The sequence below is a fragment of the Paraburkholderia sp. BGA-UO-ETr-F21 genome (assembly GCF_059567925.1).
Genome location: NZ_JCAQOY010000011.1, coordinates 26,182 through 42,888 on the forward strand (window position 1 = coordinate 26,182; position 16,707 = coordinate 42,888).

At 61.1% G+C, this 16,707-nt stretch carries 16 protein-coding genes and 3 pseudogenes; 14 read left to right on the forward strand and 5 right to left on the reverse strand.

Translation table 11 applies throughout. The annotated features are described in order from the left end of the window. Positions 1-64: 64 nt before the first annotated feature. The 5 genes from AC57B1_RS09795 to AC57B1_RS09815 all read left to right on the forward strand — a co-directional run bounded on the left by AC57B1_RS09795 (position 65) and on the right by AC57B1_RS09815 (position 4,076). Positions 65-1,051, forward strand: coding sequence for a permease (locus AC57B1_RS09795; protein ID WP_496417419.1), 987 nt, complete (start codon positions 65-67; stop codon positions 1,049-1,051). 28 nt (positions 1,052-1,079) lie between these two features. Beyond that, complete coding sequence (locus tag AC57B1_RS09800; protein WP_496417420.1) at positions 1,080-1,322, forward strand: thioredoxin family protein; 243 nt, start codon at positions 1,080-1,082, stop codon at positions 1,320-1,322. A 91-nt stretch (positions 1,323-1,413) separates the two neighbouring features. Then, on the forward strand, positions 1,414-2,685 hold the full coding sequence (locus tag AC57B1_RS09805) for a hypothetical protein (RefSeq protein ID WP_496417421.1): 1,272 nt from the start codon (positions 1,414-1,416) through the stop codon (positions 2,683-2,685). Continuing rightward, positions 2,682-3,413: a hypothetical protein gene (locus AC57B1_RS09810; RefSeq protein WP_496417422.1), complete on the forward strand. Its 732-nt coding sequence runs from the start codon at positions 2,682-2,684 to the stop codon at positions 3,411-3,413. The genes AC57B1_RS09805 and AC57B1_RS09810 overlap by 4 nt, the downstream gene beginning before the upstream one ends. After that, complete coding sequence (locus tag AC57B1_RS09815; RefSeq protein ID WP_496417423.1) at positions 3,414-4,076, forward strand: hypothetical protein; 663 nt, start codon at positions 3,414-3,416, stop codon at positions 4,074-4,076. Between the two features lie 180 nt (positions 4,077-4,256). On the opposite strand, the gene AC57B1_RS09820 is transcribed toward AC57B1_RS09815, so the two are convergent. Genes AC57B1_RS09820 through AC57B1_RS09830 form a run of 3 tightly spaced genes read right to left on the reverse strand, consistent with a single transcriptional unit; the run spans position 4,257 to position 6,817 of the window. After that, the gene (locus AC57B1_RS09820) at positions 4,257-5,147 is read right to left on the reverse strand and encodes a cation diffusion facilitator family transporter (RefSeq protein ID WP_496417424.1); all 891 of its coding nucleotides are present in this window, start codon (positions 5,145-5,147) and stop codon (positions 4,257-4,259) included. 31 nt (positions 5,148-5,178) lie between these two features. Further along, positions 5,179-6,363 (reverse strand): thiolase family protein, encoded by a 1,185-nt coding sequence (locus AC57B1_RS09825; protein ID WP_496417425.1) that lies wholly within the window; start codon positions 6,361-6,363, stop codon positions 5,179-5,181. Positions 6,364-6,394: 31 nt separating this feature from the next. Continuing rightward, positions 6,395-6,817, reverse strand: coding sequence for an OsmC family protein (locus AC57B1_RS09830; RefSeq protein WP_496417426.1), 423 nt, complete (start codon positions 6,815-6,817; stop codon positions 6,395-6,397). Positions 6,818-7,199: 382 nt separating this feature from the next. Between AC57B1_RS09830 and AC57B1_RS09835 the strand changes: the two genes are divergently transcribed. The 6 genes and pseudogenes from AC57B1_RS09835 (at position 7,200) to arsA (ending at position 11,965) form a co-directional block, all read left to right on the forward strand. After that, the gene (locus AC57B1_RS09835; RefSeq protein ID WP_496417427.1) at positions 7,200-7,469 is read left to right on the forward strand and encodes a hypothetical protein; all 270 of its coding nucleotides are present in this window, start codon (positions 7,200-7,202) and stop codon (positions 7,467-7,469) included. A gap of 55 nt (positions 7,470-7,524) precedes the next feature. Continuing rightward, positions 7,525-8,073, forward strand: a pseudogene (locus AC57B1_RS09840) (arsenic resistance protein); the annotation flags it as partial. Then, positions 7,986-8,252 (forward strand): annotated as a pseudogene (locus AC57B1_RS09845) (ArsC/Spx/MgsR family protein); the annotation flags it as partial. The pseudogenes AC57B1_RS09840 and AC57B1_RS09845, both read left to right, overlap by 88 nt. After that, the gene (arsH, locus tag AC57B1_RS09850) at positions 8,245-8,967 is read left to right on the forward strand and encodes an arsenical resistance protein ArsH (protein ID WP_496417428.1); all 723 of its coding nucleotides are present in this window, start codon (positions 8,245-8,247) and stop codon (positions 8,965-8,967) included. The pseudogene AC57B1_RS09845 and the gene arsH, both read left to right, overlap by 8 nt. A 64-nt stretch (positions 8,968-9,031) precedes the next feature. Then, positions 9,032-9,310: a hypothetical protein gene (locus tag AC57B1_RS09855; protein WP_496417434.1), complete on the forward strand. Its 279-nt coding sequence runs from the start codon at positions 9,032-9,034 to the stop codon at positions 9,308-9,310. A gap of 651 nt (positions 9,311-9,961) precedes the next feature. Then, positions 9,962-11,965: an arsenical pump-driving ATPase gene (gene arsA / locus AC57B1_RS09860; protein ID WP_496417429.1), complete on the forward strand. Its 2,004-nt coding sequence runs from the start codon at positions 9,962-9,964 to the stop codon at positions 11,963-11,965. Between the two features lie 82 nt (positions 11,966-12,047). Here the strand turns inward: arsA and AC57B1_RS09865 are convergent, their stop codons facing one another. Together AC57B1_RS09865 and modA are read right to left on the reverse strand one after the other, a co-directional pair. Then, on the reverse strand, positions 12,048-12,275 hold the full coding sequence (locus AC57B1_RS09865; RefSeq protein ID WP_496417430.1) for a hypothetical protein: 228 nt from the start codon (positions 12,273-12,275) through the stop codon (positions 12,048-12,050). 11 nt (positions 12,276-12,286) lie between these two features. Beyond that, positions 12,287-12,709, reverse strand: coding sequence for a molybdate ABC transporter substrate-binding protein (gene modA / locus AC57B1_RS09870; protein ID WP_496417431.1), 423 nt, complete (start codon positions 12,707-12,709; stop codon positions 12,287-12,289). Here modA and AC57B1_RS09875 point away from each other — a divergent pair. From AC57B1_RS09875 to AC57B1_RS09885, 3 genes and pseudogenes are all read left to right on the forward strand, one after another. Beyond that, a complete protein-coding gene (locus tag AC57B1_RS09875) occupies positions 12,708-14,249 on the forward strand; it encodes an IS3 family transposase (RefSeq protein ID WP_496417432.1) in 1,542 nt (513 codons plus the stop codon). The genes modA and AC57B1_RS09875 overlap by 2 nt on opposite strands. Before the next feature lie 507 nt (positions 14,250-14,756). Beyond that, a complete protein-coding gene (gene istA / locus AC57B1_RS09880; protein ID WP_496417433.1) occupies positions 14,757-16,259 on the forward strand; it encodes an IS21 family transposase in 1,503 nt (500 codons plus the stop codon). Then, positions 16,246-16,587 (forward strand): annotated as a pseudogene (locus AC57B1_RS09885) (ATP-binding protein); the annotation flags it as partial. The gene istA and the pseudogene AC57B1_RS09885, both read left to right, overlap by 14 nt. Positions 16,588-16,707 lie beyond the last annotated feature (120 nt).

Sequence of the window (16,707 nt, forward strand, 5' to 3'; positions counted from 1 at the left end):
GCAAACGCAAACCTCGAACATCCCTGCTGGAAAAGGGCACCGACCAGCCTGGCGGGCGTGGCTGGTGCCGATCCTGTTCATTCTGGCCTGGTGCCTGCTGTACAGCGTCCTCGAACCGGCAACGGGCGCGGTGATGCATCTGCTGCCCATGGCGTCCGATTCACGTCTGTATAGCGCAACGAGCTTCTTCCTGTTTGAAGTGCCCAAGGTGCTGATGCTGCTAACGCTGATCGTGTTCGTTGTAGGCGTACTCCAGAGTTTCTTCAGCCCGCAGAAGACACGCGCGATTCTGGCAGGCAAACGTCAGACGTTGGGCAGTGTTCTGGCAGCCGCGCTCGGTATCGTCACGCCCTTTTGTTCCTGCTCGGCGGTGCCGATGTTCATCGGTTTTCTGACCGCTGGCGTTCCGCTCGGCGTCACCTTTTCGTTTCTGGTGTCGGCACCGATGGTCAATGAGGTTGCACTCGCCCTGCTGCTCGGCATGTTCGGCTGGAAGATCGCCGCGCTGTATCTCGGCCTGGGCCTGGCAATCGCCATCGTCGCCGGAATTGTCATCGGGCATATGAATCCGGTGCAACTGGTCGAGCCCTGGGTATTCGACATGCCTGCCGTCAATGCTGACGAGGCCGGACTCGACTGGGCACAGCGCTTCGCACAAGGCTGGAAGCATGTGCGGGAAATCGTCGTGAAAGTGGCTCCCTACATTGTTGCGGGTGTGGGTGTCGGGGCATGGATCCACGGTTACGTGCCCGAGAACTTCATGGCGAGTCTGATGGGAAAGAGCGCCTGGTGGTCCGTACCGCTGGCGGTACTGATCGGGGTGCCGATGTATTCCAATGCCGCCGGGATCATTCCCGTGGTACAGGCGCTGCTTGGCAAAGGCGCGGCGCTTGGCACCACGCTCGCGTTCATGATGTCGGTGACCGCGCTGTCATTACCCGAGTTCATGATACTGAAGAAGGTGATGCGACCCAGGCTGATCGCCCTGTTCGCCGCCGTGGTGGCGATTGGCATCGTTCTGGTTGGCTACGTATTCAATCTTGTGATGTAGCCGCAATTTTATCCACAGGAGAAGGATCATGATCGAAATCAAGGTACTTGGCACAGGCTGTTCGAAGTGCAAGGCTACGCAGAAGCTGATCGAAGATGTGCTCGCGGTGAAGCGTATCGCAGCGAGAGTAGAAAAGGTGGAAGACATCCCCGGCATCATGAAATACGGTGTGTTGGGCACGCCCGGCGTAGTGGTCAACGGCAAAGTGATGCACGCTGGCGGCGTGCCCAGCCGGGCACAGGTGGAAAGCTGGCTGGCCAGCGTGTCCTGAGGACCGGCTGGCTGGCCGCGACCGGCATCCACGTCAGGCGGGGCATAAAGATGATTCTGGCAACCAGGCTTCAGAGGCAGGCTCTGATCTGATGGACAAGCTGACGCTCCCGGCAAGTACAGACTCGCGCGCCGCATTACCGGCGGTGACGCCGGGATTCATCCTGCTGTTTTCTGTCTCTTTGGGGGCGCTGACAGGAGAGCAGGACATCGGCTCGCGTATTGAAAGATTCGCGCGCGATGCCCCGAGCTCGCCGTTCACCACAGAGCAGTTGGCGGCATATCAGACGCTTCGCGCCGAGACCGAAGCCCACGTTCTCGGCGTACCTTTCCTCGCGGCGGAACGGCAACAGCATTGGCCAGTCGGGCGCATCCTGTTCGATGTGGATAGTGCCACGCCCGAGACTCCCAACGTGGCAGACGTGCATCTTTACACGCATGTCGCAGGCATCGCGCTCTGGGAGGTCTGGTTACCTGGCCCGCTGCAGGGACTGGATGTCAGTCGCTGGATAGCGTGGCTTGATGATGCGCCCGAGGGCCTTCCGGCGAGGATGTGGCAGGTACTGCAACCGTTAAACCACGAATTGGGCGGATCGGATCACTACCGGCAGTACTTGCCCTGCTGCGTGCTTCGTCTGGAGGATCAAACGCTGGACGCCTTCCTGAACGGGTTCTCAAACGATATCGTGCGATTGCTGTGGCGCGACCGGTCCACCCGGGCGCTCAAACAGACGGTGGTGGAAACCGAACTGGCGCGGGACTATTGTGCCCGCGAGGGTGGCATCACCCTGCTCGGCCGCCGTGCAGCACTCGACATCCATGACAGGCAGGACGACGCGGCCATCCCCGCCTTCGACATCGGCGTGCCGCCGCGCAGCGCGATGCCGTTTGTCCTCACGTTGGAGCTGCTGCTGATCGAGCGCGCGGTACTGGTGCAGCTTTACGAACGCCTGGCTCGCACCGGGCCAACGACGATTGGCGGCTTGCTGGAATTGAGGCGCGAGGTTACCGACAGCCTTGAGGAATATTACGGCGCCACCATCGCGACGACACGATTCGGCGACACCGTGGCAGAAGACGGTGAGCGCATACTCGGTATCGTGGACGCCTACGATGCGGTGATGGAACGTCTTGAAACGGTGAGCTTCATGCTCACGACGCGCTACCAGTTGCGCATGACCGAGCTGCAGTTCTGGTTGACGGTCGTGTTCGGGGCGACGGAAATTGGCTTTATCGCGTCTGGCCTTGCCACCTGGTTCTACCGTACCGAACTGGGCGCTGTACTGGCCTGGACTGTCGGCGCCACGCTCGTGGCAGGCGGTGTGCTGGTTGCTCTGCTCAGAAGGCGGATGGAGAGGCTATGACACGACCACGATTGCCTGATGACGCGCTCGCGCGTGCGAGTGATGTCGACGCATCCGTCGTCACGGCTGGTCACCTGGATAGCGAGAGAACCACAAGCGAAGCGCTGAACCGTGAATGCTTCTGTATCAGTCTGGACGCTGAGGCGCTGGACCGTGCGCTCGAATCGGAGTTGGGTCAGCCGGGCTTGTATGAACTGGTCAGGCAGCGCTGCCCCTACCTGTTTGCAGCACAGCCAGTTTTCATCTCCGATGTTCACGTGCAGCGCATGGCCCAGGTGGTACGGGCTATCGAATCCGTGGTCGCATTGCCGGCGTACCAGCAGGAAGTTTTGGCGCGAGCCCCGGTCGTCGCCCGTCACGAGCCGGGCAACCGGGGAGTGTTCTTCGGCTATGACTTTCATCTGGACCAAGGCTCCCTGGGACTGATCGAAATCAATACCAACGCCGGTGGAGCGTTGCTCAATGCCGTCCTGGCCCGGGCGCAGCGCGCCTGCTGCCCCGCAATGGCAGGCATGGTTCCGTCTCCAGCGTCCATCGACGCGTCCGAGCGTGGCATCGTCGCGATGTTTCTCAGTGAATGGCGACTGGCGGGACGCACGCGACCGCTGCGCACCATCGCAATCGTTGACGAGGCGCCGGAGCAGCAATATCTGTATCCGGAATTCATACTATTCCAGCGCCTGTTCGAGCGCCACGGCATCTCGGCCCTGATCGCCGATCCTGCCTAGTTGGTGCTGGAGGCCGGTGCGCTTTGGCACAGCGGGGCGGAAGTCGACCTTGTCTATAACCGGCTGACGGATTTCGCATTGGCGGACCCCAGCAGCGCGCCGTTGCGGGAGGCCTACGTGCAACGCAGCGTCGTGCTCACACCACATCCGCGAGCTCATGCCCTATACGCGGACAAACGGAACCTCGCGCTGCTCAGCGATGCCAGTAGCCTTCGGGCACTTGGCGTATCGCCGTCCGCGCAAGCGATGCTGCTGGACAGCATCCCGCACACGGAAATTGTTGACGTCGCGCATGCCGAACGCTTGTGGACGGAGCGACGTACATTGTTCTTCAAGCCGAGCGCGGGATTCGGCGGTCGCGCGGCGTATCGTGGTGACAAGCTCACAAAGCGCGCATGGCAGGACATCCTCGCGGGTGACTATGTGGCCCAGACCATGGTTGCGCCTGGCCTGCGGATCATCGGGCACCACGACCTGACACAGGCGCTCAAGTTCGATTTGCGCAACTACGCATACGACGGCTCGGTTCAATGGGTTGCGGCTCGCCTGTATCAGGGCCAAACCACGAATTTCCGAACTCCGGGCGGTGGGTTTGCACCGGTGTATACCAGCGCGGATGGCCAGTCCGGCACAATCCCGTCGCAGCGAGTGGGCAAGACATAAAAGACACAAGCCCCGACCGGACAACGGCGGCGTCCGGTTCGGACTCAGGAGGCAAAGCAGGCCGCCCTCGATCGAGTTGAGTCGACACGGGACAATGACGCATCAGTTCGATGGATTGATCTTGCGATAAAGGTAATGGCGATACGCGAAACACATAGAAAGCTGGCAGGTGTCCGGCCGCTAGACCCTGTCGACATGCTCGATCGCGCCCGTTTCGACCTGAATCGTAGGGTGCGTGATACTGAAGCGGGCGTGCAGCGTTTCGTCGAGTTCGCGAAGAAACGCATCGCCGGGGTGGCCGTTCGGCATCACGAGATGCGCGGTCAGGGCCACTTCGTGGGTGCTCATTGCCCAGACGTGAAGGTCATGCACATCCTGAACACCAGGCAGTGCCAGCAGAGTCTGGCGCAGGGCCGATAGGTCGACATGTTCGGGGACGCCGTCAAACAGCAAATGCAAAGATTGCCGCAGGAGCGACCAGGTGCCGACGACGATCACGGCCGCAATCGCCAGGCTTGCAGCGGGGTCGATCCAGGTCCATCCCTGCCAGACATAGAGTGCTCCTGCGAATACCACGCCGACCGAGGTCAACGCGTCGGCGAGCATGTGGAGGAAGGCGCCGCGTATATTCAGATCCTCTTTCCCGCCGGCCATGAACAGCGCCGCCGTAATGCCGTTGACGGCGACGCCGATGCCGGCAACCACCATCACCGTTGTGCCCTCGACAGGAGCGGGCGAGTGTAATCGTTGCACCGCTTCCCACGCTAACGACCCCATCGCCACAAGCAGGATCACGGCATTGGCAAAGCTCGCCATGATGGAGCCACGGCGCCAGCCGTACGTGTGGCGGTCATTCGGATGCAGACGATCGGCCGCCAGGGCCGCCCACGCCAGCAGAAGCCCGCCCACGTCGCTGAGGTTGTGTCCCGCGTCAGCGAGCAGCGCGAGCGAGCCGGCACGCCAGCCGAAAAGCGCTTCGATCACCACAAAGGTCATATTGAGCGCAATGCCAATCGCGAACGCGCGGCCAAAGCTCGACGGCGCGCGATCGTGGTCGTGGGCGTGGCTCAAGGCGATCGCTCCCTTTCGCTTCGCGCGGACATCACAACATCTCAAGCGCGAGCGCAATGCCCTGACCGCCACCAATGCATAGCGTAACGATGCCACGTCGGCCGCCGCCCCGCTGCATCTGGTGCACAAGACGAGTCGTCAGGACGGCGCCGCTTGCCCCAATCGGGTGTCCATGGGCGATCGCACCGCCTTCCGTATTGACGATGTCCTCCGCAAACCCCAGCTCACGCAGGCACGCCAGCGCGATCGCTGCAAACGCCTCATTGATTTCCACACGGTCCACGTCGGCCACCGACCAGCCAGCACGATCCATGGCCTGCCGCACGGCAGGAATGGGTCCCAAGCCGAAGAAGCCCGGCTCCACGGCCCCCACGCCATAACTGACGATCCGCGCCATCGGGGTCAGGCTGTTGCGCTCAGCCCAGCCACGCCCGGCAACGATCATCGCGGCGGCTCCGCTGTTCAGGCCGGGCGCGTTGCCAGCCGTGATAGTGCCGTCCTTGCGGAAGGCCGGTTTAAGCGCGGCGAGCGATCCGGCTGTGGTGTCGGGCCGATTGTGTTCGTCCCTGGCAAATACAGTTGGTCCCTTGCGACCGGGCACCTCGACTGGCGCGATCTCGGCGTCGAACAGGCCCGCAGCCTGGGCCTGGGAAAAACGCTGCTGTGAGCGCAGCGCCCAGCGATCCTGGTCTTCCCGGGAGATGCCGCACTTCGTCACCAGGTCCTCGGTATGCCAGCCGGAATGCTGGCCGCTGAAGGCGTCGTTGAGCCCATCCATCAGCATGCTGTCGAACAAGGTCACGTCCCCCATGCGGGCGCCCCAACGCCCCTGCGGCAACAGGTAAGGGCTGCGATCCATATTCTCCATCCCGCCGGCGATCGCACAATCAATCATGCCGGCCCAGACCTCCGTCACTGCGCTGGCGATCGCCTGCGCGCCCGAGCCGCAGACGCGATTGACGGTGAGCGCAGGAACTCCAACCGGCAGGCCACCGGCGATACCTGCCTGCCGCGACGGGTTCATTTTTACCCCCGCCTGAATCACGTTGCCCATGACGAGCGACTGAACCTTGTCCGCGGACAGTCCGGCACGCTTCAGACTTTCGCGGATAACGACAGCGCCGAGCGCTGGCGCTGGCACATCCCTGACTGCCCCGCCGTAAGTGCCTATCGCGGTGCGGACCGGGCTGCACAGGACGACCTCTATGTTGCTCATGGACTTGCTCCTGACGGTAATGGCGCGAAAATCACATCGCGCGCCGGATCGTGCCCGACAAAGCGGTGCCCGGGGCGATGGTGTTAAAGACGGTTCCGTATTTCTTCACGTTCTGATGCAGCAGATCGAGTTGCCGATCGTCCTCGTCCGTGTCGACGACGATTTCATAGTCGACGGATTCGAGACGGGGCGGTTTATCCTGGCGAACTCCACGTACACGCACCTCGACGCCGCGTAGCTGAAACTTGATGATGGGGGCGACGCGCTCGATACTCTTGATCATGCACGCCGACAGCGCGGCGAGTAGCAACTCAGCAGGATTCAACGCGTCTTCGCGACCGCCCAGGTCCGTGTCGAGGGTGATCGATGCGTGCTTGCAATGCGCGACACTACCGTGTGCGTCGATGCGTTGGGCGTGAACCAGAAAAGTCATCTTTGGCTGGGTTTCACTCATCGGACCATACTCCTGGTTCTGGCTTGGCTATGCCCAAGGCGCCTATCTAAAGACTGACGTGTCAACCGCGGGATCGCGGCAACGTTCCGGTTTTGCCGGTCGCCAATCGCACTGGCTAAGTCTGTGCGAACCGGTTCGACGGCTTGACTCGATGAGGTGCCGCGTAATGCCTTGGAGTCCCCGCACTGCGCTGCGCGTGCCTTGATGCCGGTACCATGATGTCGGCGGGTGCCACCAGATGACTTGATGCAGGTCAACGAGTCTATTGCGCCCGAAAGGCATGCTGTCCTGAGTATCATCCGGGTCTCAATGAAAGAAGCTCTCGGTTTGAACGACGGCGGCGATGGTGGCGCGACGATCCAAGACGAATGAGGGAACGGCCTTGAAGGATATCGAGCAGGAAGTCGGCCAGCTCTGGGCGCGGATCAATCTCATGCAGGCACAGACCGAGGCGGTCGAAACCGTGCTCCAGGCTACATTGCCTCTAGTACAGGATTTGCCGGCGTTTTCGGTGGCACTGCGTGCGATCCTGAATGAACGGAAGGCAAACTGGCTGTGTCGCGGCGTTGACGAGAAATTCTCGACCGAATACACCGAGCGTCTGCGTTCATTGGTGCCTCAGCATGTCATGGACATCGTGAAGACGTCGTAGCCCTGCTTACTTTCATTGAGGATGAGGAATGGTGAGGCTCGGGTAGCAAAGCGACAAGAACATCAAGGGCATCGGCGTCACGCTGGTGGTGAACTGGCTGATCAAGCCTTTCTCGATGGCGTTTCTCGGCTGGCTGTTCATCAAGCACCTCTTTGCGCCAATGCTGCCTGCGGACCAACTGGACAGCTATATTGCCGGCCTGATCCTGCTCGCCGCCGCACCGTGCACGGCGATGGCGTTCGTCTGGAGCCGGCTGACCGGCGGCGATCCGCTGTTCACGTTGTCACAAGTCGCGTTGAACGACAGCATAATGGTGATCGCTTTCGCGCCGCTGGTAGGCCTGCTGCTCGGCATTTCCGCGATCACGGTGCCTTGGGCGACGCTGCTCACCTCGGTAGTGCTCTATATCGTCATCCCGGTGGTTCTCGCGCAGATCATGCGAAAGGTATTGCTTGCCAGGGGACAGGATGCATTCGATGCGGCCATGGCAAAAATCGGCCCGTGGTCCATCGCCGCGTTCCCGTGCGTGACGTGCTGCGCCGCAAAGGCACGCCGTACGAGCAACTCGATCTCGACAACCCGAAATGGAGCGATGCGGATTTGATCGACTTTATGCTCGCTCATCCGATTCTGATCAACCGCCCGATCGTGGTCACGCGGCTGGGCACGCGCCTTTGCCGACCGTCGGAGGTGGTTCTCGACATCCTGTCGAATCCACAGACAGGAGCGTTTTCCAAGGAAGACGGCGAAGTCGTGATTGACGCAGAGGGAAAGCGTGTCTGACCTCCTGAATGACTTGCCGCAAGTTGATGCCGCGCTGTTTCGCGTGCCGGACGCCGGTCAGTTGCGACCGCCCGAGCCGTCTACCGATCCACCCCGGTTCCTGCTGCTTTATGGATCGCTTCGCGAGCGATCGTTCAGCCGGTTGCTGACGGAAGAAGCGGGGCGGCTGCTCACTGCGATGGGCGCAGAGGTGCGCGTTTTCAATCCGGGCGGATTGCCCCTGCCGGACGATGCACCTGAGACTCATCCCAAGGTGGTCGAGCTTCGCGAGATGGCGCAATGGTCGGAGGGCATGGTGTGGTGCTCCCCGGAGCGGCATGGTGCGATGACCGGGATCATGAAGACGCAGATCGACTGGATTCCCCTGTCGGTTGGCGCAGTTCGTCCGACTCAAGGGAAAACACTCGCCGTCATGCAGGTCAGCGGCGGATCGCAGTCGTTCAACGCGGTGAACCAGATGCGCGTGCTGGGACGCTGGATGCGTATGCTGACGATCCCGAACCAGTCGTCAGTCGCCAAGGCATTTCTGGAATTCGACGATGCAGGCCGGATGAAACCTTCCGCTTACTTCGATCGGGTCGTGGACGTCATGGAAGAACTGGTCAAGTTCACGTTGCTGACCCGCGATATCGGACCCTACCTCGTCGACCGGTACAGCGAACGCAAGGAAAGCGCCGAGGAACTGTCGAGGCGCGTGAATCAACCCGGCATCTAGGATTCCGTGACCGGGTCGCTGCAAGGGAAAATGCAAACTTCGCCCGATCGGCGGGGTGTTTTGCGTGAACCGCATCCACGCTACCGCATACCCGGCGCTGCGGGCCGAGTTCGGCGAGTCGGAACAGAAGCGGCTTTTCACGCCGACTAACCCGGTAGTCAACGACGATCCTGATGCAACGCTCGCCCGCTGCAACGAGCACATCGCCTTTGCCGGTAACCACACTTTCCCGTTCATGCTGCGTCCGTACCGCAACCTGCGCTCGCTGCTGTTTAATGTGTGTCAACATGCTGTCGCTGAAGTCAAGTTCTGCTCAATTCCAGTTGCCGCTTCCGAGCGATGAGTTAGGGGAGCGGACTGACGCAGCCCGACCGATACTGTTGAAAAAGTCGCTGACCGTCTTTCTAGCGAGATTTTTAGGGGTATTCTTACCATTACCCGGCATCCGCGAGCGGTTTATAGGCCGATCTGAGAGGTCGATTTTGTCGCGAGCGGATCGCAAAATCCATGCAGCGACTTTTTCAACACTATCGACCCGAAGCGGTCTGTCGTCGCGCTCGTAACCGGTCATTCATCTCGCGGATCTGGTCGCCATATTCTGCCAGCAAACCATCAGTTATGATCTCCGCCATGGGTGGCGCAGGCACTGACGTAGCCTTGGAAACCGCCGATGTGGCGCTGACCTGTCCAGGCTGCCGTTTGCCATTGCCTTGAGCCGCGCCTCGCACGCGATCATCCAGCAAAACCTGTGGGCCGCGTTTGGGGTCGTGGCGCTGCTCATCCCGGTCACGCTGTTTGGATGGGCTAGCATGGGTGTTGCCGTGTTGATTCATGAGGGTGCCACGGTGTTGGCGGTGCTCAACGCGTTGCGCCTCTTGCGTTTTGTGGATGCAGGCACTGGACGGGCTGCGCCAACGGGCGCACCGTAATTCCGCTGTCCGCGCAGTCGTATCTGCGCGAGAGCTTTGAAGAAATCAAACCAAGGATCATCGTTATGGAAATCAAAGTTTTGGGTCTGGGGTGCAGTAAGTGCCACATCACCATCGAGATGATCGAGCGGGTGGCCAACGCCGCAGGCGTCGCGGTGGAGATCACCAAAATCGAGAACCCCGACGAGATCAAGCGCCTTGGCGTCAAGGCCACACCTGCCGTCATGATCGGTGGCCAGATTGTGCATAGCGGCGGCTTGCCATCGCATGAGGAAGTGCAGGCCTGGCTCAGGCCACAGCCCCAGTCACAACCCTTGGCCTTTCTGAACCATCCGACCCGGCACCTTTTCTACACGGGAAAAGGCGGGGTTGGCAAGACGTCCTTGTCCACTGCGACCGCGTTGACGCTGGCAGACGCGGGCAAAAAGGTGCTGCTGGTCAGCACCGACGCCGCATCGAACCTCGATGAAATGCTGGGCATCGAGCTTCGCAACATCCCCACCCCCGTGCCAGGCGCACCGGGCCTGTCGGTGCTCAACATCAACCCCGATGTGGCGGCCGAGACCTACCGCCAGCGTGTGCTGGCGCAGATGGAGGCGCAAGCCACCGAGGCCGAGCGCGCCACGGTGCGTGAGCAACTCTCTGGCTCATGCACCACCGAGATCGCCTCGTTCGACGAGTTCTCGAACCTTCTGGCGGGTGATGCGGCTGAATACGACCACATCGTGTTCGACACGGCGCCCACGGGGCACACGCTGCGCCTGCTGAGCCTGCCCAAAGCCTGGAGCGGCTTTCTCAAGGACAACGACCGGGGTGCCTCCTGCTTGGGGCCGCATTCGGGCTTGAAGATGCAGGAAGTGCGCTTCAATGTAGCCCTCACTGCCTTGTGCGATCCAGTGCTCACCACCATCGTGCTGGTGGCGCGCGCCGACCGCAGCGCATTGGCCGAGGCGGCTCGTACTTCTGATGAGTTGCGGGTGCTGGGCTTGAACAACCAGCAGTTGATGATCAACGGCGTGTTCAGAGCCACCGACCCGAACGATGCTGTGGCACGCGCCATCGAGGCCATAGGCCAACAAGCGCTGGATGCCATGCCCGAGGCCTTGCGGGCCTTGCCCCAAAGCACTGTGCCTTTGCGGGCCTTTGACACAGTCGGCTTGCCCGCCTTGCGCGCCTTGTTGACCGACGCGCCTCCAGCCAATGGGCAGGGTAGATCCATGATCGATGAAACGCCACTGTCCACGGAGCACATTGACAAGCTGGTGGATGAGCTGGCTGCTGCCGGCAAAGGCCTGATCATGGTGATGGGCAAGGGTGGCGTCGGCAAGACCACCATCGCAGCGGCGCTGGCCATCGGGCTGGTCAAGCGCGGTCACGCGGTTCACCTCAGCACCACCGACCCGGCGGCCCACCTGGCCATGACGCTCGATGGCGAGTTGCCGGGCCTGCAAGTTGGCCGCATCGATCCCAAGGTGGAGACTCAGCGCTACATCGACAAGATCATGGCGGCGCGCTCGCCCGGGCTGGATGAGCAGGAAAAAGCCTTGCTGCTGGAGGATCTGCAGTCGCCCTGCACCGAAGAGGTGGCCGTGTTCCACGCGTTCTCGCGCACGGTGGCCGAAGCCCGCAGCGCCTTTGTGGTGCTGGACACGGCGCCCACCGGGCACTCTCTGTTGCTGATGGATGCCACGGGCGCCTATCACCGTCAGATGACGCGCGAGTTTGAAGGCAGGGCCCCTGTTCATATGGTCACGCCGCTGATGCGCCTGCAAGATGCCAGCTACACCCGCATCATCCTGGTCACCTTGCCAGAGGTGACGCCGGTGTCCCAAGCGGCTGCATTGCAAGACGACCTGCGCCGCGCCAAGATCGAGCCTTATGCATGGGTGGTCAACAAATCCATCCTGGCCGCAGGCACACACGACCCTTTGCTGCAAGCCCGTCTGGATGGCGAGCGGCGGCAAATGGCCAGGCTGTCAGGCCGACTGGCTCAGCGGACGTTTGCCGTGCCATGGGTGGCTCGAGCGCCGGTTGGGCTGGCAGCGCTGTCGGCGTTGCTGTCCTCATGATGGAACTGGCACACAAACTTGCGCGTGCGTGCTTCCACATGTTGAAGGAGCGAAAGCCATTTTGTGTGACCCGCTGCTTCGCTTAAGCCTTACGACGGCGACCGGCAAGCCCTAATCGTCGACTGGCGAGAAACTGAGGTCGGTCGGAATCCGTGGACGCCAAGCGGTACGAAACCGGCAGTCTCAATCTGAAGACGCCGACCAGCACGGGCAGGCGAAACTCGGCACCGCCCAAGCCGACCAGGCCGCCCAGCGTGCCGATCAGGGAGCCAGCGACAAAGCCCTGGCGCGTGCGCACGCGGGCGCTCATGGCGGGCCGGCTCATTTGCCGACCGCCTCACCCGGCAGGACGAACCCGTATCGGGTCATGACGTCACGCGCCGGCGGAGAACTCATGTAGTCGGCAAAGCGGTGCGCCAGCGCGTTTCCTGCCGCGCGCTTCGTGACGACGTAGCCCTGTTCGAGCGGCTCATGCAGGTTGGCGGGGATCAGCGCATAGCCGCCTTTGCTTGCCAGTTCTGGATTGACAGCAAGCGAGAGCGCGATGATGCCGACCTGTGCATTGCCTGTCTGCACATACTGGGCGGTCTGCGCGATGTTTTCGCCATAGACCAGCTTCGGTTCGATCTTCTCCCACAGACCTGCCGCGCGCAGTGCCTCTTCGGCCCGCTTGTGTCGCGCGCAGTTGTAAATTGATACAGCGGGGGTGCGGACAAAATCTTGGACTACCTGGAGGTAGTTCATGTTCTCATACGAAGATCGCATTCGAGCGGTTCGACTTTACTTGAAGCTGGGCAAGCGCATCGGAGCTACCATTCGGCAATTGGGCTACCCGACCAAGAACTCTCTCAAAGCCTGGCATCGCGAATACGAGCAGTGCCACGATCTACGGGCGGGCTATGTCCGTTCGAGGCCGAGGTATTCCGATGAGCAGAAGAAGGTGGCCGTCGATCATTATTTGAGCCATGGCCGCTGTGCTGCCGCAACCTTGAGGGCTTTGGGTTACCCGAGTCGCGAGACGCTGGCGGCCTGGATCGAAGAGCTGTGTCCTGAAATCAGAAGACGTATTGTTGGACGAGCCGTTGATAGCGTTCCAAAATCACAAAAAGTGAAGCAGGCGGCGGTCATCGAACTGTGCACCAGAGAGCATAGCGCGCGCGAGGTTGCCGAGAAAACAGGCGTGAGTCGGCCAACGCTGTATAACTGGAAGAATCAGCTACTCGGTCGAGAGGTTCCAGCATCCATGAAACGCAAAAAGAAGCCAGCGCCGGACCATGAGCGTGCGGAACTGGAACAACAGGTCGAATCGCTTCGACGCGACGTCCGACAGTTGCAACTTGAACACGATATTCTGAAGAAGGCGAACGAACTGATAAAAAAAGGAATGGGCATCAACCCGCAACTCCTGAGCAACCGGGAGAAGACGATGCTGGTTGATGCCCTGAAACAGACCTATGCGTTGCCAGAGCTGTTAGCCGCGCTGGGTCTTCCCCGCAGTTCTTACTTCTATCACCGTGCACGGCTGTTGGTTGCTGACAGGCATGCTGATGCGCGTCGCGTCATCGCGGACATCTTCGAACTCAATCACCGTTGCTACGGTTATCGTCGGATTCGCGCGGCATTGATCAGGCAACAGGTCGTCATCTCGGAGAAGGTAGTGCGTCGTTTGATGCGACAGGAAGGTCTGGCCGCCGCCACGACCAGGCGACGTCGCTACGGCTCCTATCGTGGAGAAATAAGCCCTGCGCCGGAGAACATCATCAATCGCGACTTCTGTGCCGTCGCTCCTAATCAGAAATGGCTAACGGACCTTACCGAATTCCAGATCCCGGCAGGCAAAGTGTATCTGTCGCCGGTTATCGACTGCTTCGATGGACTCGTTGTGAGCTGGTCAATCGGTACGCGGCCGGACGCCGAACTCGTCAACAGCATGCTGGATGCGGCAATCGAAACAGTAGCGGGCTGCAAGGAGCGGCCCGTAGTTCACTCGGATCGTGGCGCGCACTATCGCTGGCCAGGGTGGCTCTCGCGTATGCAGTCTGCCAGACTGATTCGCTCGATGTCGCGCAAAGGATGTTCGCCGGATAATGCAGCCTGCGAAGGTTTCTTCGGGCGACTTAAGACGGAATTGTTCTATCCTCGTGACTGGCGAACCACGACCGTCGATCAATTCATCGAGACCGTTGACTCGTACATCCGCTGGTACAACGCAAAACGGATCAAAGTCTCGCTCGGCTCGCTCAGCCCCGTCGAATACCGGCAGAGTCTTGGAATCGCGGCATAACTCAGTCCAAGAATATAGCCGCACCCCCGACCTGTCGATATTGCATCGGCATTGACAGGGATTCTCGATGCCGGCGTCAGGTCGACTGTTCGTGTGCGTGCGCTGTCGGGCGCAAGTCCTTGTTTGCCGCCGTTGCGACCGCGGCCAAATCTATTGCAATAGCGACTGCGCCGAGCTTTCTCGCCATTCCAGCATGCGCGAGGCCGGCCGACGCTACCAGCGCAGCCGCCATGGCCGCTTTGCACACGCCGAACGGATGCGCCGCTATCGCAGCCGCCGGAATAAAGTGACGCATCACGGTTCCGTCATGCCTGCCGCTGATGCTCTACTGGCACCGACTTCGACGACGTCGGCGGCCACAGCACCGGTACCCATAACCATCCCACCTGTGCTTGAGCTTTGCCATTTCTGCCAATGCGTCTGTTCGGCCTTCGTACGCCTCGGGCCACTTCGCCGTCAGGTCTTCCGTGATATTTGCATTCCTACGCATTTCACAGGACATGACCCATGACCATTGGAACCGAACTTGAAGCACAGATCCTGCGCTACTACCACGTCGAGAAGTGGCGCTGTGGCACCATCGCGCGCCAGCTGCACGTGCACCGCGGCACCGTCCAGCGCGTGCTAGCTCAGGCCGGACTGCCCCGGATTGGCACCGTTCAGCGGCCCTCGCAGATCGACGCATATCTCCCATTCATCCTCGAAACGCTCAAGAAGTTTCCGTCGCTCACGGCCAGCCGCCTGTATGCCATGGTCTATGAGCGCGGCTACCGCGGCGGTCAGCACCACTTCAGACACCTGGTTTCGCTTCATCGTCCGCGCCCGGTGGCCGAGGCGTACCTTCGGCTACGCACCTTGCCCGGAGAGCAAGCTCAATGCGACTGGGGGAGCTTCGGCCATCTGCAAATCGGACGTGCGCGTCGACCCCTGATGGCCTTCGTGATGGTGCTGTCGTGGTCGCGACAGATCTATCTGCAATTCTTCCTCGATGCGCGGATGGACAGCTTCCTGGCCGGTCACGCCGGTGCCTTCGCGGCATGGTCCGGCGTCTCAAGGGTCATCCTGTACGACAACCTTAAAAGTGCAGTGCTCGAACGCCAGGGCGACGCCATCCGCTTTAACCCAACGCTGCTCGCGTTCGCCGCACATCATCGCTATGAACCGCGGCCCGTGGCCGTAGCCAGAGGCAACGAGAAGGGGCGCGTCGAGCGGGCAATCCGGTTTGTACGCGAGAACTTCTTTGCCGCGCGCAAATTCGTTGACCTCGACGACCTCAATGCCCAGGCCGCGCTCTGGTGCGCCGGACCTGCGGCCGATCGACCGTGCCGGGAAGAGCCCACCATCACCGTGCGTGAGGCCTTCGCCCGCGAACAGCCCAGTTTGTTGGCCTTGCCGGAGAATCCGTACCCCTGCGAACTGCAACTGGCTGTGCAGGTCAACAAGACGCCGTATGTTCGCTTCGATCTGAACGACTACACAATCCCGCATACGCACGTTCGGCGAGCGCTCATGATACGGGCCAATCCGCGGCAGGTCCGCATTCTCGACGGCGCCGATCTGCTCGCCACTCATGAGCGCAGTTACGATCGCGGTGCACAGATTGAGATTGCAGCGCACATCGACGGCCTCGTCGAGCGCAAACGCGAAGCGCGTCACCATCGTGGCCTGGACCATTTAAGCCGGGCCGCGCCGGCCAGTCAGGCCCTGATGCTGCGTGCCGCTGAACGCGGCGGTAATCTGGGGAACATCACATCTCATCTGCTGCGCCTGCTCGATCGCTATGGCGCCGCCGAACTGCAGGCGGCCATTGAGGAGACCCTCGCCATCGGCGCGGCGCCTCATCCGAATCCAGTACGTCTGGCGCTGGAGCGCCGGCGCGCGGCGCGGCAAGCGCCTCCACCCGTCGAAGTCCCGTTGCCCGAACATGTACGCAAGAAGGACACCTTGGTAACGCCCCATCGGCTCGACATTTACGACCAGATTACGGGAGACTCTGATGAACACGCCTGATGTACTACAAGCCCGCGCACACGCCTTGCGCCTGTATGGACTGCTGGCGCATTGGCCCGACGTTACGGGCGAACAGTGGGTCGCACCTCTGCTGCAGTGGGAAGAGGACGAGCGCGCTCGCCGCTCACTGGAGCGACGTATCCGCGACGCGCATTTAGGCAGCTTCAAACCGCTGTGCGACTTTGATTGGGCATGGCCCAAGCGGTGCGATCGAGCCGCCGTCGAAGAGCTAATGTCGCTTGAGTTTGTCAAAGACACCGCCAACGTCGTACTCATCGGCCCAAACGGCGTCGGTAAATCCACACTGGCGCTCAACCTCGCCTATCAGGGGTCGCTTGCGAAAACGGAAAATAAAGCACGTTAGCGGCGGACGAACGTTGCCAGACGACCCCTTGGAGTCATTCAAAATCGAATCTCGAACGGCCGCTTCCGCCCTTGCATGAGCCGA